This window comes from Pilimelia anulata, assembly GCF_014647895.1.
GTDB classification, from domain to species: domain Bacteria; phylum Actinomycetota; class Actinomycetes; order Mycobacteriales; family Micromonosporaceae; genus Pilimelia; species Pilimelia anulata.
Genome location: NZ_BMQB01000002.1, coordinates 121,893 through 148,865, shown reverse-complemented (window position 1 = coordinate 148,865; position 26,973 = coordinate 121,893). Strand labels below are relative to the sequence as shown.

Below are 26,973 nucleotides of genomic sequence, written 5' to 3'. Positions count from 1 at the left end.
CGCTCGCCGGCCGGGCCGAGGTGGCCGCGGTTCGCTCCCGATCGTCGCACGTGCGGGCGGGGGCGCCCTCGGGGACGACCCCGAGTCCGGGGCCGGGAAATCTCGGGGTCGCCTCGGGGTCGGTACCGGATCCGGCCGGGCGGCGGGGCGGCGAGGATCGATGGCATGAGCGATGACCGCACGGACCGGACCGGTCCGCCTCCCACCGATCCCCCGCCGCCCGGGCCCGCCGCGGCGGACCACTGGTACCGGCCCGACACCGACGCGCCCGGGTCCGACGACCCGACGGCGCAGCTCCCCCGCACCACCGACCGCCCGGACGCCGACCCGGTACCGGGAGCGCACTCGGGCGGTCCGGGAGCGGCCGACCCCGTCGCCGATGCCGGCGCCGGAGCGGGTCGGGCGACGAGCGCCGACGCTCCGGTCGGCTCCGGCGCGGGTGCGGCTGCCGACCCGGCGGACGGGCTCGGCGCCCCGCCGCCCGGTGCCGGCGGCGCGACCGGCTTCGGGCCGTCGACGAGCGCGGACGACGGAAGCGGGCCGGGCCGGGGACCGGCGGCGGGTACCGGCACGGGAAGCGGGCCGGCGGCGGATGCCGGTTCGGGTGGTGAGGCGTGGGCGGGTGCCGGCGCGGCGGGCGGACCGGGTGGTGGTCCGTCGGCGGGTACCGGTGGGCCGGGGCCGCTGTTCCGGCACGGGCTGGTGCGGCCGGTCCGGGGCCGCTACCTCACCGGCGTCTGCGCCGGCCTCGGCCGGGTCACCGGCACCGACCCGATCCTGTGGCGGATCGTGCTGTCCGTGCTGGGCCTGTTCGGCGTGGGCATCCTGCTGTACCTGATCCTCTGGCTCATCTCCCCCGCCGAGGGCGACACCGGCTCGCCGGTAGACGCCCTGCTCGGCCGCGGCCGCTCCAGCACCCCGAACGGGGTGACGGTGGCGGTGGCCGTCGGTACGGTGATCGCCTTCGGCGTCACGATCGGTAACGGCGGCGCGCTGGTCCTCGCGGCGGCGGTCCTCATCGCGATCGCCCTGCTGGCCAACCGCGCCACCGGCACCGGCCCGACGGTACTCAGCCGCATCGGCCTGGGGCCGGAGCCCGGCACGTCGTTCTTCGGCCCGGTCCCGGCCGGCAGCCCGGCGACCCCGCCGCGCCCGCCGGCGCCCGCGCCGGCCCCGCCCGCCACCCCGGCGTACACCGCGCCCTTCGCCCCGCACGGACCGTGGGGCGGCCCGCCCGCACCCCCCGCGCCCCCGCCGGCCCCCCGACCGGCGAAGCGCCCCCGCGAGCGCTCGCCGCTCGGCCTGATCACCATCTCGGTGGCGCTGCTCGCCCTGGGGGCGCTGGGGGTGCTGGACCTGGCGGACGTCCGGGCGATCGAGGGCGGCACGTACGTCGCCACCGCCCTCGGCGTGACCGGCCTCGGCCTGCTCGCCGGCGCCTGGATCGGGCGGGCGCGGGCGTTGATCCCGCTCGGCCTGGTCCTGCTGATCGCGCTGGGCGGGGCGTCCGCGGCGCACCACTGGGACCGCGAGGTGGGCACGGCCGCGATCGTCTGGGCGCCGCGCACGGTCGCGGAGGTACAACCGGCGTACGAACGCCGCTTCGGCGAGGGCACGCTGGACCTGAGCCGGGTGAACTTCGCCGGCACGACCACCGCTGTGAACGCGACGGCGGAGGTGGCCCACCTGCGCATCGTGGTCCCGCCGACGGTGAACGTGACCACGTCCAGCCGGGTGCAGGCCGGCCGGGTGTCGGTGTTCGGCTTCGACCAGCGCACCGGCTGGGACACCACCGCCACCCGCACCGACCAGGGCACCGGCGGTACGGCCGGCGGCACCCTCGAACTGAACCTGACGGCTCGCGCCGGGAACGTGGAGGTCACCCGATGAGGACGCACCGGACGGACATCCTGTCGCTCTGCTTCGCGCTGCTGTTCCTGGCGGGGGCGGCGTGGTGGGTACTGCGGTACGAGGCCGAGGTCCGGCTGCCCTCGGCGGGGTGGCTGGTGGTGGGGGCGCTCGGGGTCTTCGGGGTGCTCGGGCTGGTCGCCGCGGGGCGGGCGGTGCTGGGGGTCGGGTCCCGGGCGGACGCGGACTGAACCGGGGAATCGGCGGGGTCGGGCGGTCGTTGGGTGACTGTCCGGCCCCGCTTCGGCCTTCGTCGTGCCCGGCTTCCGCCGCTGGTGGGAGGGGGTGGGGGATGCCGGTTCGAGGGGATCGGGGGCGCTTTGCTAGGCTGACCCGGTCGCTGAGCCCCCGTAGCTCAGGGGATAGAGCACCGCCCTCCGGAGGCGGGGGCGCAGGTTCGAATCCTGCCGGGGGCACCACCTACGAACAGTATTTCCGCAGCTCAGAGCCATGATCATCACTGGACGACGACCACTACCCCCGGCTGAATGCCAGCTGACGGGTGACCACTCGGATGTTTGTCCAGCTCAGCAAGGCCTTGAGTTGTCGCAGGTTCGAGTCGCGCAGGGCACCCTACACATCTCAACCAGAACCTGCGCAATACGGTCGCGACTCCTCACGGACATCTCGCGCAGGTCAACGCCGGCAACGAGTTGCCTCAGGTTTCGTGCCGCGGTCACAAGGCGGGCGGCCGCAGGTATGGACGACTCGTACGTCGCCCGGCGTGGGGGCACCGGCCAGCAACGGCAGACAGGTTGGAGCAGCCCAGCCCCTGCCGGGTTCCGCACTTTCCTGACCAGGGAAAATGCCGGCTGAGCCGTCAATCGCCGGACGCCATTCAACGCGTCCTGCTCAGAGTCCGCTCCCACCGAGGGCAGTCCAAGGCCAGCGGCCCGCCGCCGTGAGCCACAGCAAGGCGGAAAGAAACTCGACCGTCGCGGCCTTGTCGAACGCGTCTGACGTGGCCGATCCGGGCGTGACCCGCAGTGAGTCGAAAGATTCCACCCGCTCGTGAGCAAGCTGGCCGCTGACGGGATCGCCGTGGCGGTGACGTGCCGGGTATTGCAGATCGCCCGCCAGAAGTCCCGCCTGGCCGTGGCTGCCCTGGACAACGCCGCCGCCCGACGTGGTCGCCCGGCCGGCTGCGTTCTGCACACCGACCGCGGGTCAATTTCGCTCCAGAAAGTTCGTCGCTGCCCTGCACGCCACGGCATGGTCGGGTCGATGGGCCGCGTCGGCACGGCCGGGGACAACGCGGCCATGGAGTCGTTCTTCGGCCTGCCCGGCGGTTGCCGGGGACGGCGCCCCGCGATCGGTGCGAGGCTCAGGACGCCGCCGGTCTCGGTAACGACGGCGGCGGCAAGGCGGAACAGCGGGGTCAAGGTTTCCGGGTGTCGTTCAGACGCTGAGCCTCGGCGAGCTGGTCCTCGAGAATGATGATGCGGCAGGCGGATTCGAGCGCGGTGCCCTGATCTACCATTTCCCTGGCTCGAGCCGCCAGGCGGAGCTGATACCTGGAGTAGCGTCGATGGCCGCCGTCGGAGCGGTGCGGATTGATCAGCTTAAGTTGGTCGAGACTGCGCAGGAAATCGGGAGTAGCGCCAACAATCTCTGCGGCTTGGCCCATGGTGTATGCGGGGTAGTCCTCGTCGCCGAACATGTCGTCGGGGTTGGGTCTCATTCAGCCTCCATGTTGAGGGCCCCGGCGCGGTAGCGCCGGGGCCCGGGGGAACTGGACAGAACACCAACTACCGAGAAAAATTCGGCTTGTGTATCCGCCCTGGGGCCCTATGTGAGAGCACCTGCGGAGATCGCGTAAGCGTGACCGAGACCACCTTTCTTTCAGATGACAACGGTGTCCGCTCCGCCGCGAAGGCGACCGACGAGCGGGCGATCAGTGGTGAACGGACCGACCCCTTCCTCTACCAACAACTCCCGCACACGAGCTCGACCACCCGCCTCGACGCAACGATCCGCGTCAGGTGGCGAAATGCAGGTCGAGCCGGTGCCACTTCGATCCGATGGTCCATCACGGCCGACGGCCGCGCTGCTACGTCTGCATCTTAGACTAGCTTGCCTTCCAACTCCCGAAACTCTAGCCGAGGGACGTCCGCATGTCTAGTACCTCGAACATAGATTTCGGCGGGCAGGGCCGCGCACGGTGTTCGGCACGGGCGCGAGACCCATGAGCTGTGTGGACCCTCACGGTCCGCACGCCGGGACCCACCGATCACCCGGACAGTTCGCCGGTCCCCCGGCCCGCGGGCCCGCAGTGGTGGCGGACGATCTGTACGGCGACCTCCCGGCGTCGGGCTCGAACGCCGCGGCAATATCCGGGTGCAGACCACTGCGGGTCTCCGCCAGCAGCTCCTCGGCGACCTCCGGCACACCTTCCCCGTGATACTCGTCGTCAACGTTCTCGGCCGCTCGCTGCATGGCCGAGGTGAGCTGCTCCTCCAAGGGATGGACCAACTTGCGTCCGACGGGCCCGAGCGTCGCCGCGTCGAGCCGGACGTGGGGATCGATCATGAGAGCCTCCGACATTCGCGGTCAGCGAGATGCCGGGCGCATACCCGGGACGCCCTCACGTGAACCGCCGCCCGCGACTCACCCACCCGAGGGAGACGCGCCGCGCCGGACGCCGATCGCGGCCGGGGGCGGATCCGCGGCCGCTCCAACCTCGACCAGCCGGTAGGCAACTCGTCCGGCCCGTTGACGCGCCGCACCTCGCCCCCCGACGCGGAAGCCGACACGACCGATCCCACGCCCGGTCGTCGGCGGCGCAACCACGACCAGTGGCCCTGACGGGTGCCTACGCCGGTTTCGCCGCGGCATCGGCGCGGGCAGCGAGGTCCGGGGATTCGGCGGGCCGGGGCACGCACAGCAATAAGGCCTGCGGGACCACCTCGACGACCAGCCGGTCACTGGCCTCGACGAGATCGCCGTCGAGTTGACGCGGCTGGGGCCGGTCACTGGTGACTTCGACCCGCGCGCCGCGGAAGAATTCGATCGACGGGACCCCCTTTCTGCGCCGTACGAGCCCCCAACCCAGCGCGATCCACTTTCGCAACGTGTTGGGCGTCAGAATCGCGATGTCCAGCACGCCGTCGTCGGGCTGCGCTTCGCTGAACAGCGGTACTCCGCCCTGGAGCCGGCCCACGTTGGCGACGAGTACCGAACGAGCGCGCCGACGCACCGGCGCTGCACCGTCGACACGGACAGTGACCCGTATCGGGCGATCCTGGAGATGCTTGACGGCACCGAGGACGTAGGCAGGCCAGCCGATGCGCGCCTTGGCAGTGTCCGACGTGGCATCGAGCATGTGCGCGTCGAAACCCATTCCCGCCATCACCACGAAATGCCGGCCCTCGACCCTGCCGACGTCGAGGCGCCGCAAGCCGCCCTCCAGCGCCACGGCAAGGCCGGCGCCCAGATCAGTCGCCAAACCCAGGTTCGCGGCGAGCAGGTTACCGGTCCCGGCCGGCAGCACCGCCATGGAAACCTCGGTTCCCACCAACGCGGACACCGCCGACATCACCGTCCCGTCACCGCCACACACGAAGACCACCTCCGCACCCGACTCGACAGCATCACGGGCCTGCCCGAGGCCGGGATCGGCTGCGCTCGTCTCGAACCATCGCGGGGGCGGCCACCCTGCCCGCGAAAGCACGTCCTCGACGGTATGTCGCAGGTGGTCGAGGTCCTCGACCTTCGACGGATTGACGACGACTGCCGACCGGGGCGCCGGGTTGGTGCGGCGGTCCCCCTCCGCAACGGCCATGTTGGCACTCGCTCTCAGCAGGTGTTCTCACCACCAGGGCGGACGGCGAAAGTCAGAATGTGCAGCGGCGGTACACGCCTGTTCGAAGGGCGGTCACCTGGTTCCCGACGAGGTGATCGTAGCCGCGGCGGCCCGAAGTGCTCGCCGACGAGGACTGCGGGTATGGCCCGGGTTCCGCTCGAGACCGGCCGGTACCGATACAACTGCGGCACCACCGGCGTGAGCTGGCGGTGCGCCGAGTCTCCGTACCGAGGCCGGGATCGCCGGCCTACCGGAACCGACTCCGACGCGGTGACCCGGAGCGACAGCGACGACTACCCGGTGGTCCTGGTCGGCGTGGGTCGCGAGGGCGGCGGCGTGACGATGACGGCGAGCGTCGGCACGGCCGCGCTGCGGCGGATCGGCGGCCGGGCCGGGCGGCCGATCCCGGATGCCGGTCGCGGGCACTGGGACACCCGGGAGGCCTCCGCGCACGCCGTCCGGCTGAGCGGGGACGAGCGGGCCGTCTCGATCGACCCGGACGTCCACCGTGGCGGACCGCACCGCGGGCAGGTACCGCGGGCGGGCAGGGTGGCCGGGTCCCCGTCCGGGGTCCGGGCGACCGTCGTCGCCGACGACCTGACCGGCGACGGGCTCGCGCCGTGCGCCGGCAGCCGGCGGACCGAGGTGCTGCTGCACCTGCCATCAGAGCCGCCTCATGCGCTGGTACTCAACGGTCTCACGTGGGTGCGCAATGGCGGGATACACGAACGGCACCAGCACCGTTCGCCGCGGCGATGAACCGCGTCCGCGTTCACCGCGCTGATTCGGATGAACGCGCCGTTCGAGGCCGGAATCGGGCCGGGTTGGGCGAATGGCCGACGCGGCTCGGGTACGGCGTCCGTATTCTCGCAACGGTGGACGGGCCTCTGATGGTGCGGTGGCGGCGCGCCGTCATCGTGGCCATTCACCTGGTCGGTGCCGCTGCGGTGACACTGGCGGCGCTCGCCCCGGACGACACCGATATCGATCTCGTCATGGTCGCGATGTACGCGGCGGCGCTCGTGGCGCTGCTCCCGGCAATGTCCGGCACATCCGGTACGCCGCCGCCGCAGCTTCGCGTCGACCCGGAACGGCGCCGGTTCGTGGTTCCGCTCCACCACGGGCCGGCCGCTGCCGCCGGTCCGATGCTGCTGTTCCCGATTTCCTTGTTCGTGCAGTTCACGCTGGACATGAAGATGAGTTCCCGATCGGGGTGCTGTCCCGGGTCCTGCTGATCCTCCTCGTGCTGATCTTCTTGATGTACGAACACCACGCTTGGCTCGCGTGGGTCAATGTCTCGCTGGAGATTCGCGAGGACGGGCTGCGGTACCGGACGCCGGGCGGTCGGCTCACCGTGCCGTGGGACGCGATGAAACCGGGTACGCCGGGCCGCGATTCGCGGCCCCGTCGGCTGTCGCTCGTGTTCCGCGACCCCGCTCCGGTGCGCCGCACCGGGCTGGTCCGGCTGGACCGGATCGCCGTCGGCCGGGTCCACCCGTGGTTCCTCGCCGATGTCCTGCGCTACTACGTCTCGTACCCCGGGGAGCGGCGCTTCATCGGCACCGAGGAGGGCTACCGGCGCCTGCTCACCGCCCACGGCCTCCCCGGCCCGGACGCCGCCGACCCTGCGCGGCCGCCGCCGGCCGCGCAGGCCGGCTGACCGGCCGACCGAATCCCACCCGCGGCTCCCGCTCGACCCGGCGGCGACCCGGGAATCGCGTCAGTTGGCGTCCGCTGAGACAGCAGACTCCACCATGGCGTCGGCGGGGACGAACGTGTAGCCGAGGGCCTTGATCCCGGACACCGTCGCCGCGAGGTGGTCCACCCCGAGGAACGGGTGGTAGAAGAAGCTCGCGACGCCGTCGCGGACCACCAGGTTGCGCTCGGCCGAGGCGATCAGGTCGGCCGGCAGGCGCACCGGGTGGTGGTTGTACGCCCCGGGCTCGATGTTGCCGATGTTCTCCGGTACGACCACCGAACCGTAGACGTCGCGGACGGGGTACGGGAAGAACTGCCCGACCGGCCGGGTGAAGTCGGGGCGGCCGCTGAGCACGCCCGGCGCGTACAGGGATCGCTCGTACCGGCGGCCGAACTCCGCCTGTACGGTCCGGTAGTTCGTCGGGCTGCCGGCGTAGTGCGGGAACTCGAAGATCGTCGGCTGGGGCAGGCCGGTGCGGGCGAAGACGTCGCGGGCGGCGGCGATGCGCTGGCGGGCGAACTCCGGCGAGTCGTCGGGGACGGGGCCGTCCAGGATCACCGAGTCCTTGTCGTCGACGTGCGCGAGGTAGAACTCGAAGTCGTTGCCGCTGCTGCCGTCGTACGGCGTGGGGCGTGCGGCGTACTGGTGGGTGTAGCCGTGCATCAGCAGCGTGCCGCCGCGCGCGGTCAGGTACCGCAGCGCCGCCACCACCTCGGGCCGGTCGGCCAGGGTGTAGTCCTGCGGCCGGCCCTTGTTCTGCGCGCCGCGGGGGTCGCGGTAGCGGGCGTAGACCGCGACGCTGAACGGGACCGCCTGCGCGTGCAGGTAGTCGGCGATCGCCCGCAGTTCGGCGGGGTCGGCGTCCGGGCCGACGTCCTCGATCCGGACCAGCGCGCGGTGCCGCGGGGCGGTGCGCGGGGCGAGCAGCTCGAACAGCAGGTCGGCGAGGGCCAGGTAGCGGTCGTCGTGGCCGGCGAAGGCGAACGGGATCTCGCCCACGTAGGTCAGGTTCCCCGAGCGCACCGCCCACGGCGTGGTGCTGCCGTCGCTGCGCACGGCCTCGGCCAGGACCGTCGCCCTGGCCGGGTCGGTGATCCGCAGCGAGGTGATGCCGGCGCCGTTGGCCGGGTCGCGGGTGAGGGTCCGGCCGCCGTACCGGACCCCGGTCACCGGGGTCCGGTCCGCTGCTTGGTCGACGAAGCCGTGGTCGGCGGCGAAGCCGGGCATGCGGCTGAGTTGCCAGATGTTGCTGCTGATCCAGAGTACGGGCCGGGTCGACGCCCGGATGTCGGCCAGGAGCTGCGCGGGCAGCGGCTCGTCGTACGTGGAGCCGATGTAGACCAGGGCCGCGGACCGCGCCAGCTCCCCGGCCCGGTAGCTCGCCGCCGGCTTGGCGGCCCACGGCCCGAAGTGGGACACCAGGTTGGCCGCCTGGATCCCGTAGGTCTCGCCCATCCAGCCGTAGGGGCCGGTGCGGTCGTACAGCACCAGGGTCCGGCCGCCGCGGGCGCCGGGCACGCCGTCGCCGAGCACGGCGTCCGCCACCGCCGCCGGGGCGGCGCCCGGCCGGTCCAGGACGGTACGCGCCACGCTCGCCAGGGCCACCGGCCCGACGGCGCCGCCGGACAGCACGAGCACCAGCGCCGCCGCGAGGGCCCGCCGGAGCCGGGCGGCTATCGCCGACACGGTGTCACCGCGCCACGACCGCGGTCGGCCGCCGGGCGTCGGCGGGCGGGGACGGGTCCGCGGGCGGGGCGGGCTCCTCGGCGAGGCGGTCGGTCTTGGTCCACGACTGCCGCCCGGTCAGTTGCCGGGCGACGGCCCGGTAGGTGGCGAGCAGCCCCAGCAGCAGGAACACCGGGTAGGCCAGCGCCGCCAGGGCCAGCCGCCAGGCGCCCTCGTCGCGCAGCCGGGTGAGGTGCACGAGCGCCCAGATGAAGCCGGGGAACAGCACGGCGAGCAGCCAGGTCGCCGCGGCGGCGCCCAGGTGGCCCCAGGTGGGCAGGGAGTCCAGGGGCGCGTGGACCGCGATCGCCACCGACGCCACGGCGGCGTAGCCGAGCAGCACGACCATGATGAGCGCGTTCAGCCAGGGGCCCATGAGGTAGTAGAGGATCTCGGCGCGGGCCAGCACCGACTTGCCCCGGTGCGCCACGAGCTGCCGCAGGTACCGGGTGCACTGCAGGTTGCCCTGCGCCCAGCGGGTGCGCTGGCGGGTGAGGCGCCGCACGTCCACCACGGCCTGCTGGGTGACCGACGCGGCGGCCGTGTAGCGGATGTCGGCGCCGGACAGGTGCAGCCGCAGGCCCAGCTCCAGGTCCTCGACCAGACAGCCCGACCAGGGCGCCGGGCCGAGGGTCTGCAACGAGCTGAGCCGGGTGAACTGGCCGTTGCCCCCGAGGCCGACAGTGCCGAGCCGGTCGCGCAGCGCCTGGAAGGCGCTGACCATCGCCCCGAACTCCAGGTCCTGGACCGCGCCCAGGATCCGGTTCCGGTTGCGGATGCGCACCTGGCACTGGACCGCGGCGACCCGCGGGTCGCTCATCTGCGCGCCGACCTCCCGCAGCAGGTGCCGGCAGCCCCGGCCGTCGCCGTCGATGATGCCGAGGACGACGTGCCGCGGGGCGGTCCCCTCGGCGGCGGCCCGGGCAGCGATCCACCGGTAGGCGGCGTTCAGCGCCTCGCCCTTGCCGAGCCGCGCGGCGGGCGGGTCGCGCCGCAGTACGTGCAGCCGCGGGTGGTCGATCGCGGCGAGCACCTCGGGGGTGGCGTCGTCGGAGCCGTCGTCGACGACCAGTACCCGGCAGCGGGCGCCGGTCGGGCCGGGCAGCCGGAGCGCGGCGGCGACGGTGTTGCCGACGACCCGCTCCTCGTTGAGCGCGGGTACCACGATCCAGAACTCGCTCGGGCCGACGACGCTGCCGGCGGTGGACCGGCCGCGGCGGCCCCGGTCCGATACGGCGTGGACGGCGAGCGTGGTGGTCAGGGCGGGCCAGGCGAGCAGGACGGCGTGGGCCAGCATCAGCGTGAGCCACGCGTACATCGCACTCATCCCACTCCCTGCGGCTGGTGTTCCGACGGGTGGTCGCGGTGCCGGGATACCACGCGTCAACACGCTAGGAAGTTACTGAAAGTAATGCAATAGCCGGAAGCCGAGTGGTCGAACTTGTGGCCGCACCGGCCAGCCGGGAATCGGACTTGCCGGCGTATGTCCCTGGTGAACAGCAGTATTATCGGGATATTGCACCTCGTTCCACGGGGACTCCCCGGTTCGGGCCGAACCGGCCAGCCGACCCGGCGTAACTACTGGCAGTAGTTTCCGTACGTCCGACATTCGCGGGCGCGGGGGTGCTGGAACGGCGGGCGGGGCGGGACTTTCGTCCCGGTGGGCTAGCGGCGGCGGGCCGGGGTGGCGGTCGGGCGGGGCGCGGTCGGGCGGCGCGGCGCCGGGGTGGCGGCCGCGGTCGGGGTGGCCGCGGCGGCGGGCGTGGCGGCCGTCCCGCCGGCGGCGAACGGGATGACGTGCACCCGGCCGGCACCGAGGGCGCGCACGGCGTTCTCGGCCGCCGTCGGCGTCAGGTTGACCTTGTCGGCCACGCTCCAGCCGTCGCCCTCGGCGATGGCCGCCCCGCGCCAGGTGGGGTGCAGGAGCGGGATGACGCCGTTCATCAGCGTCCGGAACGACTTGCCCTCCGCCTCGTCGCGGAAGGTGGTCAGGGTGACGACCGTGCCGTCGAGGCTGCACGTGCCGCGGTCGAAGTAGGAGAAGACCTGCTCGTCGCGGACCGGGTCCTTCTGGTACCCGGTGCAGCCCAGGCCCCCGGCGAGCGCCGACGCCGGCTCGCCGGTGTAGGAGGGCTGGCCGTCGAGCAGGCGCGGGAGCTGCCAGCCGCCGAGGCCGCCGACGACCGTGAGGGCGACCGCGCCCAGCACCAGCTTCGTCTTCCCGCTGAACGCCACCACCGCGGTCCCCCTTGCCTGTCGAAGAATAAAATGCCTTATATTTCGGATATGCCCAAGCCTACGGACCGGGCGTGGCCGCCCCTGTCGTCCCACCGGCCGGCAGACGGCGGCGGCGGGCTGAAAGGGCCCTCGCCCATCCAGCCCGCCGCCGCGAGCGCAACCCGCCGGGCCGCTACAGGTTCCCGGCGGCGACGAAGGTGAAGCCCGCCGCCTCGATGCCCTCCACCGTCTGCTGGAGGTACGAGGTGCCCAGGTACGTGTGGTAGAAGAAGCTCGCCACCCCGTCCCGGACCCCGGCGTTGGCCTGCGCCGCCGCCACCAGGTCCGCGGGCAGCCGGGCCGGGTGGTTGTTGAACGCCTCCAGCTCGATGTTGCCCAGGTTCTCCGGGATCACCAGCGCCCCGTAGATGTCCCGGACCTGGTACGGGAAGAACTGGCCGATGATGCGGCTGTGGTCGACCGCCCCGCCGCGCAGCGCGCCGGACGCGTAGATCCCCCGGTCGTACCGCTTCTGGAACGTCCGGACCATGACCCGGTTGTCCAGGTCGCTGGCCGCGTAGTGCGGGAACTCGAAGATGGTCGGCCGGCCGAGCCCGTTGGCCTCGAACTGGGCGAAGCTGGCGTCGATCCGCCCCTGGACGAACTGCTCCGAGTCGGTCGGCACCGGCCCGTCGTAGATGACGTTGTTGTTGGCGTCGATGTGCGCGGCGTAGAACTCGAAGTCGTCGGCGCTGACCCCGTTGTACGGGTTGGCCACCGCCTCGTACTGGTGGGTGTAGCCGTGCATCAGCAGCGTGCCGCCGCGGTTCTGCATCCGCTTGAGCGCCGCGACCACCAGCGGGCGGTCGGACAGGGTGTAGTCCTGCGCCACGCCGCCGTTGTCGGTGCCCAGCGGGTTGCGGTAGCGCGGGTACACCGCCACCGAGAACGGGATGTGCTTGCCGCCCAGGTAGGCGCTGATCGCGTCCAGCTCGGCGGGCTCGGAGTCGGGCCCGACGTCCTCGATCCGGACCAGCGCGCGGTGCCGGGCCGCCGTGGCCGGCGCCAGGACGTCGATCAGCAGGTCGGTGAACGCCACGTACCGGTCCCGCTCATTGATGTACGAGTACGGGATCTCCGACAGGTAGGTGAAGTTGCCCGAGCGCACGCCCCACGGCAGCGTCGTACCGTCGGCCCGGACCGCCTCGCCGACGGGCTGCGCCTTCGCCGGGTCGCTGATCGCGGTCTGCATCAGGCCGGCGCCGTTGAGGGTGTTCCGGGTGAAGGTGCGGCCCTCGTACTGCACCTTGTCGATCGTGGAGAAGTCGAACGACGACCAGGTGAAGCCGCGGTTCGCCGCGAAGTTCGGGTCGAACGCCGTCAACTGCCAGATGTTGTTGTACATCCACACCACCGGCTTGGTGGTGGCGGTGACGTCGGCCAGGAACGCCGGCGGCAGCGGCTCGTCGTAGAGCGCCCCGACGTAGACGACGGCGTCGAAGTTGTTCAGCGTGCCCGCCGCGTAGTCGACCACCGGCTGCGCGGTCCAGTCCCCGAAGTGCGAGGACAGGTTCGCGGTCATCGTGGCGTACTGCCCGCCGAGGAAGCCGTACGTGGGGTCGGAGCTGTCGTAGACCACCAGCGTGTTGGCGGTGGCGCCGGGGATGCCCCGGCCGGAGCTGGCGTTGACCATCGGCAGCGCCGGCGTGGTCAGGACCGCCGCCGCCGAGGCGCCGGAGGCGTTGCCGGCCGCGTCGCGGGCCTGGACCGTGATCGAGTACGCCGTCTGCGGGGTCAGGTTCGCCAGCGTCGCGGCGGTGCCGGACACCGTCATCGGCTCCGGTCCGCCGAGGACCTGGTAGCTCGCCACGCCCACGTTGTCGGTGGACGCCGCCCAGCTCACCTTCGCCCCCGTCGCCGTGACCTCGGTGAAGGTGGGCTTGCCCGGCGCGGTCGGCGCGGCCGCGTCCGGCGGCGTCGCCGTGGTGACGGCCGCCGCGGCCGATGCCGGGGACACGTTGCCGGCGGCGTCGCGGGCCCGCACCGTGAACGAGTACGCGGTACTCGGCGTCAGGCCGTCGAGGACCTTGCCGGTGGCGCCGGTCGTGCTGGCGATCGGGGTCGCCGTACCGGCCGCGTGGATGTCGTAGCCGACCACGCCGACGTTGTCGGTGCTCGGCGCCCAGGCCAGCGTCGCCGACGTCGCGCCGACCCCGCTCGCCGTCGGGGTGCCGGGGGCGGTCGGGGCGCTGGTGTCGGGGGTGCCGGTGGTGAAGCTGAACGCGTACGACCTGCCCGTCGTGTTCGTCGCGGCGTCCCGGGCGGTGACGGTGATCGTGTACTTGCCGCCGGCGGTCAGCGGGTTGCGGGGGGCGAAGGTGACCGTCCGGTTCGCCGCGTCGACGCGGAAGCTGGCCGGCACGTCCGCGTGCCGGTCGGTGCGCCACGAGTAGCGCACCGAGGCCGGCTTGATCTCGGTACCGAACGTGACCGTCGGCTTCGCGGTCGTGGGGACGCCGACGGCCTTGTCGGCCGGTGAAGTGCTCGCCACGGTGGGGCCGGCGGCCGAGGCCGGCACCGCGAGGGTGCCGGCGGCCAGGGCCCCGGCGGTCGCGGCGGCGAGCAGTCGCATGCTACGCACGTGAGGTTCCTCGTCTCTGTTCGCGGCCGGAGGGGGACCGCGCCGCCACGCGGCGAAGGGGAGGGGCGGCGCCCCGGCCGCGGAGTGCGGGCGGGCCGGGCGCCGGAGCGGTGGCGGGGGCACCGACGTCATCGGTGCCCCCGCCCCGGGTACTGCTAGGAGTTGGCGCAGATCGCGTAGTAGGTCACCGCGACGTCGCTGTTCGTCTCCCGAACCATCTGGAACCGCCAGGTGTTGCCGTTCGGCACGCTCGACCGGACGAACATGTCCCGGCTGTTCGTGACGCTGAAGGCGCCGCCGATGGCCACCTTTCCGGCCGGGCAGGCAGCCGTGTCGAAGGTCGAGCCCTCGTTGAGGCTGGTGATGGTCCGGGTCGACGAGGTGCCGTTGACCATGCCCATCGTGCCCGCCGCACCGTTGGCACCCGCGGCTCCGGTCGCGCCGGTCGCCCCGGTGGCGCCCTGCGGTCCGGTCAGGCTGCCGGCGGTGACCGTCCACGTCGCGGCGGCGGTCTTCTTGTGGACCTTGCCGTCGGTGGTGTTCAGGTACATGTCGCCGACGACCGAGCCGGCCAGATCCGCCGCCGGAGCGCCGGCACCGGCGAACCACTTCGCGCCGTTGGCACCCGCGGCACCGGTGGCACCCGCGGCACCGGTCGCGCCGGTGGCGCCGGTCGCCCCGGCCTCGCCGGCCTGACCGTTCTGGCCGGCGGTACCGGCCGCGCCCTGCGGGCCGACCGCGCCGGCGGCGCCCTTGAGCGAGGCGAGCCAGGCCGTCTCGTCGCCCTCGAAGCCGAGGGCGAGGGCGAGCTGGTACGCGTCCTGGCCGTTGGTGCCGTCGTGCCCGATCAGCGACGCCAGCCACTCCTCGACGGTGCCGCCGAAGCCCTGGACGACGGCTACGTCGTAGGCGCTCGCGCCGGGCAGGCCCTGGAGACCCTGGACGCCCTGGGCACCGGTAGCTCCCGTCTCGCCGGTCTCGCCCTTCGCGCCGGTGGCGCCGGTCTCGCCCTTCTCGCCCCGGGCACCCTCTGCGCCGGTCGCGCCGGTCTCGCCCCGGGCACCGGTCGCGCCGGCCTCGCCCCTCTCACCCTGAGCACCGGTAGCACCCTGGGCACCGGTCGCCCCCGTCTCGCCCTGGGCGCCGGTGGCGCCCTGAGCACCAGTAGCGCCGGTCTCACCCTTCTCACCCTGAGCACCAGTAGCGCCGGTCGCGCCGGTCTCGCCCTGAGCACCAGTAGCGCCGGTCGCGCCGGTCTCACCCTTGTCACCCTGAGCACCAGTAGCGCCGGTCGCGCCGGTGGCGCCGGTGGCGCCGGTCTCACCCTGAGCACCGGTCGCGCCGGTCTCGCCCTGAGCACCAGTGGCGCCGGTAGCGCCGGTCTCGCCCCGGGCGCCGGTGGCGCCCTGAGCACCAGTAGCGCCGGTCTCACCCTTCTCACCCTGCGGGCCGGTGGCGCCCGTCGCGCCGGTCGCGCCGGGCAGGCCCGGTACGCCGGCGTCGCCCTGGTCACCCTTGGCGCCCGCAGCGCCCGTGTCACCCTGCGCACCGGTCGCGCCGGTGTCACCCTTGGCGCCCTGCGCACCGGTCGCGCCCGTGTCGCCCTGCGCACCCGTGGCGCCGGTGTCACCCTTGGCACCCGCGTCGCCCTGCGCACCCGTAGCGCCGGTAGCGCCGGTAGCGCCCGTGTCACCCTTGGTGCCCTGCGCGCCCGTGGCGCCGGTCTCGCCCGTGGCACCCTGCGCGCCGGTCGCGCCGGTGGCGCCCGTGTCCCCCTTCGCGCCCTGCGACCCCGTGGCGCCCGTCGCACCCGCGGCACCCGTCGCACCCGTTGCGCCCGTTGCGCCCGCGGCTCCGGTTGCGCCCTGCGCGCCCGTGGCTCCGGCGTCGCCCTGCGGACCCTGCGCACCCGTCGCTCCGGCGTCGCCCTTGGCGCCCTGCGCACCCGTAGCGCCGGCCGCGCCGGTGGCGCCCTTCGCGCCGGTCGCGCCGCGCTGGGCCCAACTGAGGGTCGCCTCCCCGCGGACGCACCGCTTGCCGGCCTGATGGTCGATGACCCGGAGAGCGCCGGTCTTCGCGTTGCGGCACGCCGTGATCGCGCCGGTCTGGGTATTCGGGATGCCGGCGTACGCGACGGTTCCCGAGGCCATGAGGATTGCCACGGCTGCGACGGACAGCGAGATGATCCGACGCTTCTGGTTCCGGATAGACACTCTCTTCTCCTTGGGGGTGGGGGTAGGGAAGCAAGCGGACGATCAGCGTGCCGGTGACACAATCCGTTCCACCGGCGTGGCGCGCGGCGGACGGGGTGGCGCGGGAACCTGATTCGGATCGGTACTGGTCACCGTGACCGTGGGCTCGGAGCGAGTGCCGAAATGCACCGCCGCCGCGCCGCCGGCCACGCCCAGCAGGGCGAGGACGGCGACCAGGGCCCGCGCCCGCACGGACCATTCCCGCGCGCGGCGGAACAGGGAAGCGAAGTACGACACCGGCACCTCATCACTCGTTGCGCGGGCTCGGTTTCGCCACTGGCTCCCCGCCGGACCAGGCGACCAGTGTGGACGTCCGGCGGATCGACACTTCCCGACAATCCCCAACGGACCGCTTAATCAACGTAGATCGGGTGGCCCACGGCCGGCGCCGGTTGAACGGGCGGGACCGGCGTCCGCTCCGGCGGCGATCCCGACCCGCGGCCCGGGCGGCCCGGTCGACGGCCGACAGCAGACCAGCGACAAAACCGGCATTCGGTGTTAGTCGGATATTCCCGCGATGCTAGGCGAACCGTCCGCGGCGGCCGGGCAGGAGGCCGAGCGCGACCGGGTTCCCGTCCGCGTCGTGGTCCCGGACCGGGGCGTAGCTGCCGCGGGCGGGGTCGAAGGCGAACACCCGACTGCCCGCGACCGCGCCGCCCAGCACATCGACGACGAGGTGCTCCACCGGGTGCGCGGGCCGGCCGTCGACCAGCGCGTACCGCAGGTCCTCGGCGCTCAGGAACGCGCCCGCGCCGACGTGCGAATGGTAGATCGTGTGGGCCGGGTCCGCGCTGTCGAACGAGTCGTCCAGCGCCCGCAGGTCCGCCGGCCCGAACGCGAATCCGCTGCCCGCGTCGCGCACCTTTCCCCGCGCCGCCGCCAGTTCGGCGATGACGTTCCGGCACGGCACCACGCGGCGGCCGCGGACGAATCCGCAGCACTCCGCGGGATAGCGCGCCGCGGCGTCCGCGTGAATCCGGCGGACGGTTTCGGCGTCGAGCATGCGGCGGGGCGTCAGCCGCCGGCGACGGCGGGGAGGATGGATACCACGTCGCCGTCGCGCAGCGGGGTCGACAGCGCGCGGTCGAAGCGGATGTCGGCGTCATTGACGTAGATGTTCATGTATCGGGGTACCTCACCGTCGATCCGGAGACGCTTTCCCATTCCGGGGAATCGGGATTCCAGGACGTCGATGAGTTCGTCAATGGTGCCGCCGCTGCCGGCCACGGTTCGGTTTCCCTCGGCCAAGGGGCGCAGGACCGTCGGAATATGTACCTCGATCGCCATCTCGTTCCTCTCCCGCGGATCGGCCCGTCGAAGTATGTGGCGGCCGGCGCGTACTGTCCAGCCTGGATTCTGCGGGAACTTTCGCCCGGGCGGCGACGACTATCCGGTTTATCGGGTCGCGTCGCGACCCGCGCGCGAGGGGGTTCGGGATGGGGCGGGGGTGGTGGGCGCCGACGGCGCTGGCGACCGCGGGAATGGCGGTGGCGATGGCGCCGCTGTACGCGGTCAGCGCGCTGGCGCCGCTGCTGGTGGCGGAGTTCGGCCTGTCCCGGGCCGGGGTCGGCGGGGTGGTGACGGCGACGTTCGCGGTGGCCGCGGCCGGGTCGCTGGTCGCCGGGCACGCGGCCGACCTGGTCGGCGCGCGGCGGTGCCTGGTCGCGCTCGGCGGGGTGGTCGCGGTGGCGCTCGCCGGGGCGTCGCTGGCCGGGTCGTACGCGGTGTTCGTGGCGGCCGTCGCCGTCGCCGGGGTCGGGCAGGCGTTGGCGAATCCGGCCACGAACCTGCTGGTCGCGGGGGCGGTGCCGGGGCCGCGGCGGGCGACCGCGATCGGGATCAAGCAGTCGGGCGTGCAGGTCGCGGCGTTCGCCTGCGGGCTGCTGCTGCCGGTGGCGGCGGCCGCGTGGGGGTGGCGGGGGGCGCTGCGGGTCGTCGCGGCCGCGGCGGTACTGCTGGCGGTGGTCGCGCCGGTGGTGGTCGCGGCGAGCGCGGGCCGCGGCGGCGGGGCGTGGTGGCGGTGGCGGCGGCCGTCGCGGTGGCTGGGGACGCTGGTGGGGTACTCGCTGCTGCTGGGCACCGGGCTGGCGGCGGTGAACGCGTACCTGCCGCTGTTCGCCGGGCAGCGGCTCGGCCTCGGGGTGGGGGCGGCGGGCGCCGTGCTGGCGGTGTTCGGGGTCGCCGGGGTGGTCGGGCGGGTGGCCTGGGCGCGCTGGGCGGACCGGCCGGGGGTGCTCGGTACGGCGTTGCTGCTGCTGCCGGTGCTGGCCGGCGGGTTCGGCGCGCTGCTGTGGGCGGCCGACGCCGGGGCGGGGGCGCTGGTCTGGGTGGCGGCGCTCGGGATCGGGGCGACGGCGACCGGGGCGAACGCGGTGTCGATGGTGGCGGTGGTCCGGCGGGGCGGGGCGGCGGGGCACGCGTCGGGGCTGGTGTCGCTGGGGTTCTTCAGCGGGTTCGTGGTCGGGCCGGCGGGGTTCGGGGCGCTGGCGGACGCGGCGGGGTACGGCGTCGGGTGGGGTGCGGTCGCCGTGGTGTTCGCGGCGGCCGGGGCGGTGGCGGTGGTGCTGCGGCGGGTCGGCGATGGCTGAGCCGGGTGCCGGCGGGGCGGGTGGCGGCGGCTCCGATGGCGGCGGACCCGGCGGTCCGGGCGAGGGGTGGGAGTGGGCGCTCGGCGCCGTGCTGGGGCGGGTCGACGCGGTCGAGGCGGCGGTGGGCGAGCGGTTCCCGCTGTACGCCGCGGCCGGCGGGGACTGGCTGACGAGCCGGCGGGGGTCCTGGACCGGCGGGTTCTGGGTCGGGTGCCTGTGGGTGCGGGCCGCGGTGACCGGCAGCGGCCGGCACCGCCACGCGGCCCGGCGGTGGACCGGGCGGCTGGCCGAGCGGGCCGGCGACGACACGGTCACCCGGGCGATGACGTTCTGGCACGGGGCCGCCGTCGGGGCGCTGCTGTGCGGCGACGACCTCGCGGAGTCGGTCGCGCTGGCGGGGGCGCGGGCGCTGGTGGGGGCGTTCGACGCGCGGTACGGGGCGGTGCCGGTGGGTACGGCCTTCACCCGCGACCCGCGGCCGCGGGTGGGGATCGACGCGCTGGGTGCCGTGGTGGCGCTGCTCGGCTGGGCGGCCGACCGGGGCATGGCGGGGGCCGACGGGGTCGGCCGGGCGCACGCGGGGACGACCGTCCGGCTGCTGCTGGCCGACGACGGGCGGGTGGGGCCCGAGATGGCGCTGCCCCGGGCGGCGGCCGGCCGGACCGGCGGGCGAGAGTCCGGCGGCGATCCCGGCGGCCCGGCCGGGGTGGGGCACTCCCCCGGCGCGGACGGGAGAGCGGGCGGGTGGGCGCGGGGGCAGGCGTGGGGCGTGCTGGGTACCGCGAACGCCGCGCGCCGGTGGCCGGAGTTCGCCGGGCCGGCGCGGCGGGCGGCGGCGTACTGGCGGCGGCGTACCACCCCGGGCGTCGCCCCGCCGGCGTACCTGTCCGCGGAGCCGCCCGGCGCCGGGCCGGTGGACACGTCGGCCGCCGTCATCGCCGCCGCCGGACTGTGGACCCTCGCCGATGCGGCGGCCGGGTCGCCGCCGGTCGATGTCGCGCCGGATGGGGAGGAGGTCCACCTGGCCCGGCTCGTCGCCCGGCACCTGCGCGGCGGGGCGCTGCTCGACGGCTGCTACGACGCCGACCGCGGCATCGCCACCGCGCACGAGCTGATCTGGGGCGACCACTTCCTGCTCGCCCTGCTCGCCCGCGCCACCGGCCGCGTCCGGGTACCGCTGTGGTGAAACCGCGCTGCCCGCCTGCGGGCCGGCCGCGCGGCGCTAGCCGCGCAGGAGGCGGCGGGCCACCGTCGTGATGTGGAGTTCGTCCGGGCCGTCGAGGATGCGGGCCGCGCGGGCCGTCCGGTGCAGCAGCGCCAGCGGCGTGTCGTCCGACAGGCCCTCGGCGCCGTGCACCTGGATCGCGCGGTCCACGATGGCCGCGTACGCCCGCGCCGTCAGCACCTTCGCCGTCGCCACCGCGATCCGGGTGTCCGCGCCGGACTCGACCGCCGCCACCGCGGCGTCCGTGGCCGCCGTCGCCGCGAGCAGCTCGGCGTGGTTGGCGAAGACGTACCCGTGCAGGAGTTGCCGGTCGGCCAGCGGGCCGGCGCCGACCCGGCGGTGCCGCATCCGGTGCAGCATCAGTTCGTGGGCGCGGTCGGCCTGGCCGAGCCAGCGCAGGCAGCGCAGGGTCCGGCCGAGGGCCAGCCGGGCGCCGATCAGGCGCAGGCCGGCGCCGGGCTCGCCGAGCAGGTGGTCGGCGGGGACGCGGACGGCGTCCAGGGCGATCTCGTACTGGCCGCCCGCCCCCAGCACCGGCAGCTCGCGGACGATCCGGTAGCCGGGGGCGCCGGTCGGGACGACGAGCAGGGAGAGGGCGTCGGGGGCGGTCCGGCAGACGACCGTGGTGAAGGCGGCGTCGGCGGCGCGGGAGGTGAACCACTTCCGGCCGGTGATCACCCAGTGGTCGCCGTCGCGGGCGGCCGCGCAGGCCAGGGCCGCCGGGTCGGTACCCGCGACGCCGGGCTCGGTCATCGCGAAGCTGGGCGGGTGGTCGCCGGTGAGCAGCGGGGCGAGGTACGCGTCCCGGACCGCGGGGGTGCCGTGGGCGTCGAGCATGGTGGCGTCGAGCAGCAGGTCGGAGCCGAGGGCGGCGGGGCCGAAGTCGCTGCGGCCCTCGGCCCGGGCCAGCGGCGCGTACCGGGTCGGGGTCAGGCCCGCGCCGCCCAGGGCCGCGGGCAGCGGCAGCGCCCACAGGCCGGCGGCCCGGGCCGCGGCGCGCAGCTCCGCGAGCGCCGCGCGGGCCGGCGGGCCGCCGCGGGCCAGCACGGGCTCGGCCGGGACGACCCGGCCATCGATGAACTCGCGTACGTCGTCCGCGCTGGTCACGACCGCCTCCGGGAACGTGGCGGACGCCGGGAACCACGCGGCGTCCGGGTTCGACTATGTGGCTGTGACGATCGAACGGGCGGGGATCGCAACGGGTACCGGGGCGGATCCCGGGATCGGTACGGGCTCCGGCATGCCGGCCGGGCCCACGACCATAGCGGACCCACCCGCGCCGGGCGGGCCCCTGGCGGGGCTGGCGCTGGCGGGGTGGGCGGAGTGCGGGGCGGCGCGGCTGGCCCGCACGCACCTCGGGCTGCTCGGCGCCGCGCCGGGGCGGGGCGAGGGACCGCTGCGGCTCCTGCTGCCCGACGGGGCGGTGGCGGTCGAGATCGACTGGACCGGGCCGGACGGGGTGCCGCTGGACGAGACGACCGCGCAGGCGGCGCTGGGCCCGATGGCCGTGCACGGGCGGGCGCGCGGCGGGCCGGCGCCGCTGGCCGTCGACCACGTGACCGCGGCGGCGGGGGTGCTGGCCGTGCAGGGGGTGCTGGCGGGGGCGGTGGCCCGGCTGCGCGGGCGGCCGGTGGCGGGGGTGCGGGTCGCGGTGGCGTCGGCGGCGCTGCTGACGGTGGCGCAGTACCTGGCCGCGGCGACCGCCGAGGAGCCCGAGCCGGCGCCGGCCGCGGACGGGGTGCCGCCGCCGTTCGTCAGCGCGGACGGGGTGCGGTTCGAGCTGGAGACGCTGGACCCGGAGCAGTGGCGGGACCTGTGGCTGGCCCTCGGCGTGCCGGCGGCGGTGGTGGACCGGGGGTGGCGGGCGTTCGTGCTGCGGTACGCCACGGGGTACGCGCCGATCCCGGCGGCGCTGCACACGGTGCTGGCGGACCTGCCGTACGAGCGGGTGGTGGCCGCCACCCGGGACGCGGGCGTGGCGGTGCAGCCGGTGCGCACGCTCGCGCAGCGGCGGCGGGACCCGGACGCGGACGCCCCGCCGTGGCGGATCGCGCCGCTGCCGGGGGCGGCCGCGCCGCGCCGGGCGGACGGCGGCGGGCTGGCCGGCGGGCCGCTCGCCGGGCTGACGGTGGTCGAGGCGGGGCGGCGGGTGCAGGGGCCGCTGGCCGGGCACCTGCTCGGGCTGCTCGGCGCGACGGTGATCCGGGTGGAGCCGGCCGGCGGGGACCCGCTGCGCGGGATGCCGCCGATGGTGGGCGGGACGTCGGCCCGGTTCCTGGCGCTGAACCGGGGCAAGCGGGTGGTCCCGGTGGACCTGCGCACGGCCGCCGGGCGGGACACGGTCCGCCAGCTCGCCCGGCGGGCGGACGTGCTGCTGCACAACTGGGCGCCCGGCAAGGCCGCCGAGCTGGGGCTGGACGCCGCCGACCTGGCGGCGGTCAACCCGGCGCTGGTGTACGCGCACGCGAGCGGCTGGGGGGACGCGCGCGGGCGGACCGCGCCGCCGGGCACGGACTTCACGGTGCAGGCGTACTCGGGGGTGGCCGACCGGCTGACCCCGCCGGGCGCGCCGCCGGCCGGGTCGCTGATGACGCTGCTGGACGTCCTCGGCGGGCTGACCTGCGCCGAGGGGGTGCTGGCCGGGCTGGTGGCCCGGGAGCGGACCGGCCGCGGGCAGCGGGTCGACACCAGCCTGCTGGCGGCGTCGTCGCTGCTGCACCGCTGGCCGTGCGGGCGGCCGATCGACCCGCCCGCCGGGCCCGGCGGGGCGCTGCTGGCCGCCGCCGACGGCGCGGTCGCCCTGCCGGCCGGCGCGGCGCCGGCAGCGGGCCTGCTGGCCGGCGCCGCCGCGCTGCCGGCCGCGGCGCTGGCCGCGAGGCTGCGGGCGGCGGACATCCCGGCCGTGGTCGTCTGCCCGGACCCCGGCCGGCTCGCCGCGGGGCCCGCGGCGGCTCTCCTGGAGCGCGCCGGGTGCGCGTTCGTCCGTCCCCCGTGGAGGTTCCTGCCGTGACCGTCCTGCCCACCCGCGACCTCGTCCCGGCGGCGCTGCGCCGGTGGTGGTCCGCCGCCGGACCGTACCCGGGCGCGGACCTGTTCACGCTGTTCGACCGGCACGCCGCCGCGCACCCGCAGCGGGCCGCGGTGATCGACGACGACGGCGCGCTCACCTACGCCGCGCTGCGCGAGCGGGCGCTGCGGCTGGCCGGCGGGCTGCGCGCCGCCGGGGTGCGGCCGGGCGAGGTGGTCGCGATCCAGCTACCGAACGGGTGGCGGGCGGTCGCCGCGGACCTCGCGGTCGCGGCGCTGGGCGCGGTGGCGCTGCCGTACCCGATCGGGCGCGGCCGGCGGGACACCCGGGCGCTGCTCGGCCGGTCCCGCGCCGCCGCGGCCGTCGTGCCGGACAAGTACGGCGACACCTCCCCCGCCCGGGTCCTGCGGGCGCTGGCGCCGGAGCTGCCGGACCTGCGGGCGGTCGTCGTGGCCGGCGGCGGGCCGGGCAGCCTGGAGGCGCTGGCCGCCGACGCGGCGCCGGTCGAGCCGGTGCCGGCCGACCCGGCCGGGCCGGCGCGGATCCTGGTGTCGTCCGGCTCCGAGGCGGCGCCGAAGATGATCGCGTACTCGCACGACGCGCTGGCCGGCGGGCGCGGGGCGTTCATCGCCGGGCTGCACCACGGGGCCGAGCCGATGCGCAACCTGTTCCTGGTACCGCTGGCCTCGTCGTTCGGCTCGTCGGGGACGGCGGTGACGCTGGCCCGGCACGGCGGCACGCTGATCGTGCAGGGCCGGTTCGACCCGGTCCGGGCGCTGGACCTGATCGACGGCGCCCGGCCGCACCTGGTGTTCGGGGTGCCGACGATGTTCGCGATGATGCTCGCCGAGCCGCGGCTGGACAGCATCGACACGTCCTCTCTGCGGGCGATCGTGGCCGGCGGCTCGCGGGTGGACCCGGCCACCGTGGACGGCTGCCGGGAGCGGTTCGGCGCGGCGTACGTCAACTGCTACGGCTCGGCCGACGGCGTCAACTGCACCACCGACCCGGCGGACCCGCCGGCCGACGTGCACACCGCGGTCGGCCGCCCCAACCCGGCGGTCGCGGCGATCCGGGTCGTCGGCGAGGACGGGCGGGACGTCCCGGCCGGCGGCGTGGGCGAGATCTGGGGGCTCGGGCCGATGAGCCCGCTGTGCTACGTGGACCCGGCGTTCGACGCCCGGTACCGGACCGCGGGCGGCTGGGTCCGCACCGGCGACCTCGGCCGGTTCGACGCCGCCGGGTACCTGCACGTGGTCGGCCGCAAGCACGAGGTGGTGATCCGCGGCGGCCGCAACCTCTCCCCCGTCGAGGTCGAGCTGCTGCTCGCCCAGCACCCGGACGTCACCCAGGTGGCCTGCCTGGGCGTGCCGGACCCGCTGATGGGCGAGCGGATGGCCGCCTGCGTGGCGCTGCGCCCCGGTACGGCGCTGACGCTCGCCGCGGCGGCCGAGTACCTGACCGACGCGCACGGGCTGGAGCGGGCGAAGCTGCCCGAGGTGTGGCGGGTGTTCGACCGGCTGCCGCTGTCCGCCGCCGGGAAGATCGACAAGCGGGGGCTGTGGGAGGCGCTGGCCGCGGGGGCGGCCGGGTGACGGGGGCGGCGATCACGTTTGCCGGGGTGCGCTGCCGGTACGGGCGGCGGGAGGTCGTCACCGACGTCGACCTGGCGGTCGCCCCCGGCGAGCACGTCGCGCTGACCGGCGCCAACGGCTCCGGCAAGACCACCCTGCTGCGCACGGTCCTCGGCCTGCACCCGGTCGCCGGCGGCGGCGTCGCGGTGGACGGGCGGCGGGCCGCGCGGCCGGCGGACTGGTCGGCCCGGCGGCGGGACATCGCCTGGGTGCCGCAGCGGCTCACCCCCGGCCGGTTCCCGCTGCTCGTCGACGAGCTGCTGGCCAGCAGCGGGCACGCCGCGGCCGCCGCGGCGGCCGCCGACCGGCTGGGCGTCGGCGACCTCGGCGGGCGGCCGCTGCACACGCTGTCCGGCGGGCAGTTGCAGCGCGCGTTCCTCGCCCGGGCGCTCGGCGCGGTCGGCGGCGGGGCGCGGGCGATCCTGGCCGACGAGCCGACCGCGGCGCTGGACTTCGACGGGCAGCGCCGGGTCGCCGAGCTGCTCGCCGCCCAGCCGGTCACCGTCGTCGTGGTCAGCCACGACCGGGCCGTGGCCGGCGTCTGCGACCGGGTCGCCGAGATGGCCGCCGGCCGGCTGCGGATCGTCTGAGGCCGCCGGTGGACGCACTGCTGCACCTGCTCACCCTGCCGGCCGTCCAGCGGTCCGGGCTGGGGCTCGCGCTGGCCTCGGCGGGGCTGCCGATCGTCGGGGTGCTCATCGTCGGGCTGGACATCATCGCCGTCCGGTTCGCGGTCATGCACGTCGCGCTGCTCGGCATCGCCGTCGGCCTGCTCGCCGGGGTGAACCCGATGGTCACCGCGCTGATCGCCTGCGCGGTCTCCGGCGCGGCGCTGGCGCCGCTGGCCCGCCGGCCGGCGGGGCTGCCGGGGGCGATGGGGCTGCTGATGACGTTCGCCATCGCCGCCGCGCTGCTGGTCCTGTCGGTGTCCGGGGTGAACGCCACCGGCGCGTTCGCGCTGCTGTGGGGGTCGATCCTCGCCGTCCGGACCGCCGACCTCGTCGTGATCGCGGTGCTCGCGGTGGCGGTGCACGCGCTGTTCTGGCGGTACCGGCGGCAGTTGGCGCTGCTGCTGTTCGACCGGGAGCTGGCCGCCTGCTCCGGGGTGGCCACCGGCCCGCTGCTGCTCGCCCTGCTGATGGTGGTGGCGGTGGCGATCGGGTCGGCGCTGCCGCTGACCGGGGCGCTGCTGGTCGACGCCGTCACGATCCTGCCCGCGCTCGCCGCCCGCAATCTCGGCCACTCGCTGCGCTCCATCGCCCTGTGGGCGGTGGCCATCGGCACCGTCGGCAACGCCGCCGGGTTCGCCCTCGCGCTGCTCCTCGACCAGCCGCCCGGCCCGGTGCTCGTGCTGACCGCCGGCGCGCTGACCCTGCTCACCCACGCCGTACCCGAAGGAGTCAAGGATGCGCTCTCCCCGCACCGCCGCACTGGTTCTGCTGATCGTGGCCCTGGTCTCGACCGGCGCGTGCTCCAGCACTGACGCCGCGCCCGCGCCGGACCGGGCGGCGGCCGGCGCCCCGGCGGTCGTCGCGTCGACGAGCTGGGTCGGCGCGCTGGCCAAGGCCGCCGGCGCGGCGGAGGTCACGCTGATCGCCCCGGCGAACGTCCAGCACCCGCCGGACTACGACCCGAAGCCGAGCGACCTGGCGGCGGTCAACGGCGCCCGGTACGTGCTGTACGCCGAGTTCGACGGCTTCGCCGCCAAGATCCGGGAGGCGGCGGGCGGCGGCGCGAAGCTGGAGCCGGTCAAGCTGGAGAACACCCCGGCGGCGATCCGGGCCGAGGTGACCCGGCTGGGCGCGCTGTTCGGCACGGCGGACCGGGCGAGCGCGTGGCTGTCCACGTTCGACAGCGACCACGCCTCGATCAGCACGGCCCTGCGGGCCCGGATCGGGACGCCCGCGCCGCCGGCGGTGGCGCACGTGTTCATGGCGTACTGGGCGGAGTTCGCCGGGCTGCCGGTCGTCGGCACGTACGGGCCGCAGCCGGTCACGGCCAGCCAGCTCGCCGCCCTGTCGGCGAAGAAGCCGAAGCTGGTCCTCGGCAACGGGCACCTGGCCGGCGCCGACCCGGACGTGCCGGGCGCCGCGTCCGCGGGGATCAAGAACTTCCCCGACACCGACCTGGACCTGACCGCGGTGTTCCGGTCCAACGCGGAGCGGATCGCGGTCGCCCTCGGCAAGTAGGCCGGCTACCCCGACCGGGGCATTGCGCCGGCGCCCGCGCGGCGGTCGGATAAGGGGGCGTGGTG

At 75.2% G+C, this 26,973-nt stretch carries 25 protein-coding genes, 1 tRNA gene and 1 pseudogene; 14 read left to right on the top strand and 13 right to left on the bottom strand.

Annotated elements, in window-relative coordinates:
- Positions 1–165 precede the first annotated feature (165 nt).
- The 3 genes from IEY94_RS05470 (at position 166) to IEY94_RS05460 (ending at position 2,327) form a co-directional block, all read left to right on the top strand.
- Entirely contained in the window at positions 166–1,890 is a 1,725-nt protein-coding gene (locus IEY94_RS05470; protein ID WP_189168953.1) for a PspC domain-containing protein, read from the top strand.
- Positions 1,887–2,099: a hypothetical protein gene (locus IEY94_RS05465; protein ID WP_189168952.1), complete on the top strand. Its 213-nt coding sequence runs from the start codon at positions 1,887–1,889 to the stop codon at positions 2,097–2,099. The genes IEY94_RS05470 and IEY94_RS05465 overlap by 4 nt, the downstream gene beginning before the upstream one ends.
- A 153-nt stretch (positions 2,100–2,252) precedes the next feature.
- Positions 2,253–2,327 (top strand) — tRNA-Arg (locus IEY94_RS05460).
- A 433-nt stretch (positions 2,328–2,760) separates the two neighbouring features.
- Here the strand turns inward: IEY94_RS05460 and IEY94_RS05455 are convergent.
- Positions 2,761–3,063 carry a hypothetical protein gene (locus tag IEY94_RS05455; RefSeq protein ID WP_189168951.1) on the bottom strand — a complete coding sequence of 101 codons (303 nt, stop codon included), beginning with the start codon at positions 3,061–3,063 and terminating at the stop codon, positions 2,761–2,763.
- Here IEY94_RS05455 and IEY94_RS24250 point away from each other — a divergent pair.
- Positions 2,980–3,189: pseudogene (locus IEY94_RS24250) on the top strand (DDE-type integrase/transposase/recombinase); the annotation flags it as partial. The gene IEY94_RS05455 and the pseudogene IEY94_RS24250 sit on opposite strands and share 84 nt — an antisense overlap.
- 97 nt (positions 3,190–3,286) lie before the next feature.
- Here IEY94_RS24250 and IEY94_RS05450 read toward each other — a convergent pair.
- The 3 genes from IEY94_RS05450 to IEY94_RS05440 form a co-directional block, all read right to left on the bottom strand.
- On the bottom strand, positions 3,287–3,589 hold the full coding sequence (locus IEY94_RS05450) for a MerR family transcriptional regulator (protein WP_189168950.1): 303 nt from the start codon (positions 3,587–3,589) through the stop codon (positions 3,287–3,289).
- Positions 3,590–4,110: 521 nt separating this feature from the next.
- Positions 4,111–4,437, bottom strand: coding sequence for a hypothetical protein (locus tag IEY94_RS05445; RefSeq protein ID WP_229783352.1), 327 nt, complete (start codon positions 4,435–4,437; stop codon positions 4,111–4,113).
- Positions 4,438–4,720: 283 nt separating this feature from the next.
- Positions 4,721–5,689 (bottom strand): diacylglycerol/lipid kinase family protein, encoded by a 969-nt coding sequence (locus tag IEY94_RS05440; RefSeq protein WP_189168949.1) that lies wholly within the window; start codon positions 5,687–5,689, stop codon positions 4,721–4,723.
- Positions 5,690–5,980: 291 nt separating this feature from the next.
- Between IEY94_RS05440 and IEY94_RS05435 the strand changes: the two genes are divergently transcribed.
- The 3 genes from IEY94_RS05435 to IEY94_RS05425 all read left to right on the top strand — a co-directional run bounded on the left by IEY94_RS05435 (position 5,981) and on the right by IEY94_RS05425 (position 7,370).
- Complete coding sequence (locus IEY94_RS05435) at positions 5,981–6,469, top strand: hypothetical protein (protein ID WP_189168948.1); 489 nt, start codon at positions 5,981–5,983, stop codon at positions 6,467–6,469.
- 116 nt (positions 6,470–6,585) lie between these two features.
- Positions 6,586–6,945, top strand: a complete 360-nt coding sequence (locus IEY94_RS05430; protein ID WP_189168947.1) for a hypothetical protein — start codon at positions 6,586–6,588, stop codon at positions 6,943–6,945.
- A complete protein-coding gene (locus tag IEY94_RS05425; RefSeq protein ID WP_189168946.1) occupies positions 6,924–7,370 on the top strand; it encodes a hypothetical protein in 447 nt (148 codons plus the stop codon). Before IEY94_RS05430 ends, IEY94_RS05425 begins: the two co-directional genes overlap by 22 nt.
- Positions 7,371–7,430: 60 nt before the next feature.
- On the opposite strand, the gene IEY94_RS05420 is transcribed toward IEY94_RS05425, so the two are convergent.
- The 8 genes from IEY94_RS05420 to IEY94_RS05385 form a co-directional block, all read right to left on the bottom strand.
- A complete protein-coding gene (locus IEY94_RS05420; protein WP_229783351.1) occupies positions 7,431–9,095 on the bottom strand; it encodes a DUF2334 domain-containing protein in 1,665 nt (554 codons plus the stop codon).
- Positions 9,096–9,099: 4 nt separating this feature from the next.
- The gene (locus tag IEY94_RS05415) at positions 9,100–10,461 is read right to left on the bottom strand and encodes a glycosyltransferase (RefSeq protein ID WP_189168945.1); all 1,362 of its coding nucleotides are present in this window, start codon (positions 10,459–10,461) and stop codon (positions 9,100–9,102) included.
- 338 nt (positions 10,462–10,799) lie between these two features.
- Positions 10,800–11,372 carry a hypothetical protein gene (locus IEY94_RS05410; protein ID WP_189168944.1) on the bottom strand — a complete coding sequence of 191 codons (573 nt, stop codon included), beginning with the start codon at positions 11,370–11,372 and terminating at the stop codon, positions 10,800–10,802.
- A gap of 172 nt (positions 11,373–11,544) precedes the next feature.
- A complete protein-coding gene (locus IEY94_RS05405) occupies positions 11,545–13,983 on the bottom strand; it encodes a DUF2334 domain-containing protein (protein ID WP_229783403.1) in 2,439 nt (812 codons plus the stop codon).
- Positions 13,984–14,147: 164 nt separating this feature from the next.
- Complete coding sequence (locus tag IEY94_RS05400; protein WP_306341592.1) at positions 14,148–16,205, bottom strand: collagen-like domain-containing protein; 2,058 nt, start codon at positions 16,203–16,205, stop codon at positions 14,148–14,150.
- 42 nt (positions 16,206–16,247) lie between these two features.
- On the bottom strand, positions 16,248–16,481 hold the full coding sequence (locus IEY94_RS05395) for a hypothetical protein (protein WP_189168942.1): 234 nt from the start codon (positions 16,479–16,481) through the stop codon (positions 16,248–16,250).
- Positions 16,482–16,764: 283 nt separating this feature from the next.
- Positions 16,765–17,247 carry a M67 family metallopeptidase gene (locus IEY94_RS05390; protein ID WP_189168941.1) on the bottom strand — a complete coding sequence of 161 codons (483 nt, stop codon included), beginning with the start codon at positions 17,245–17,247 and terminating at the stop codon, positions 16,765–16,767.
- 11 nt (positions 17,248–17,258) lie between these two features.
- Positions 17,259–17,531, bottom strand: a complete 273-nt coding sequence (locus tag IEY94_RS05385; protein WP_189168940.1) for a MoaD/ThiS family protein — start codon at positions 17,529–17,531, stop codon at positions 17,259–17,261.
- Between the two features lie 149 nt (positions 17,532–17,680).
- Between IEY94_RS05385 and IEY94_RS05380 the strand changes: the two genes are divergently transcribed.
- Both IEY94_RS05380 and IEY94_RS05375 read left to right on the top strand, forming a co-directional pair.
- The gene (locus tag IEY94_RS05380; protein ID WP_189168939.1) at positions 17,681–18,832 is read left to right on the top strand and encodes an MFS transporter; all 1,152 of its coding nucleotides are present in this window, start codon (positions 17,681–17,683) and stop codon (positions 18,830–18,832) included.
- Positions 18,825–20,018 carry a hypothetical protein gene (locus tag IEY94_RS05375; protein WP_189168938.1) on the top strand — a complete coding sequence of 398 codons (1,194 nt, stop codon included), beginning with the start codon at positions 18,825–18,827 and terminating at the stop codon, positions 20,016–20,018. The genes IEY94_RS05380 and IEY94_RS05375 overlap by 8 nt, the downstream gene beginning before the upstream one ends.
- Before the next feature lie 36 nt (positions 20,019–20,054).
- On the opposite strand, the gene IEY94_RS05370 is transcribed toward IEY94_RS05375, so the two are convergent.
- On the bottom strand, positions 20,055–21,164 hold the full coding sequence (locus IEY94_RS05370; RefSeq protein ID WP_189168937.1) for an acyl-CoA dehydrogenase family protein: 1,110 nt from the start codon (positions 21,162–21,164) through the stop codon (positions 20,055–20,057).
- A gap of 133 nt (positions 21,165–21,297) precedes the next feature.
- On the opposite strand from IEY94_RS05370, the gene IEY94_RS05365 reads away from it, so the two are divergent.
- The 5 genes from IEY94_RS05365 to IEY94_RS05345 are packed head-to-tail and all read left to right on the top strand — an operon-like array spanning position 21,298 to position 26,908.
- On the top strand, positions 21,298–23,067 hold the full coding sequence (locus tag IEY94_RS05365) for a CoA transferase (RefSeq protein WP_189168936.1): 1,770 nt from the start codon (positions 21,298–21,300) through the stop codon (positions 23,065–23,067).
- Entirely contained in the window at positions 23,064–24,680 is a 1,617-nt protein-coding gene (locus IEY94_RS05360; protein WP_229783350.1) for a class I adenylate-forming enzyme family protein, read from the top strand. The genes IEY94_RS05365 and IEY94_RS05360 overlap by 4 nt, the downstream gene beginning before the upstream one ends.
- Positions 24,677–25,309 carry a metal ABC transporter ATP-binding protein gene (locus IEY94_RS05355; protein WP_229783349.1) on the top strand — a complete coding sequence of 211 codons (633 nt, stop codon included), beginning with the start codon at positions 24,677–24,679 and terminating at the stop codon, positions 25,307–25,309. Before IEY94_RS05360 ends, IEY94_RS05355 begins: the two co-directional genes overlap by 4 nt.
- An 8-nt stretch (positions 25,310–25,317) precedes the next feature.
- On the top strand, positions 25,318–26,202 hold the full coding sequence (locus IEY94_RS05350; protein ID WP_229783348.1) for a metal ABC transporter permease: 885 nt from the start codon (positions 25,318–25,320) through the stop codon (positions 26,200–26,202).
- Complete coding sequence (locus tag IEY94_RS05345) at positions 26,126–26,908, top strand: metal ABC transporter solute-binding protein, Zn/Mn family (protein ID WP_189168935.1); 783 nt, start codon at positions 26,126–26,128, stop codon at positions 26,906–26,908. The genes IEY94_RS05350 and IEY94_RS05345 overlap by 77 nt, the downstream gene beginning before the upstream one ends.
- Positions 26,909–26,973: the final 65 nt, after the last annotated feature.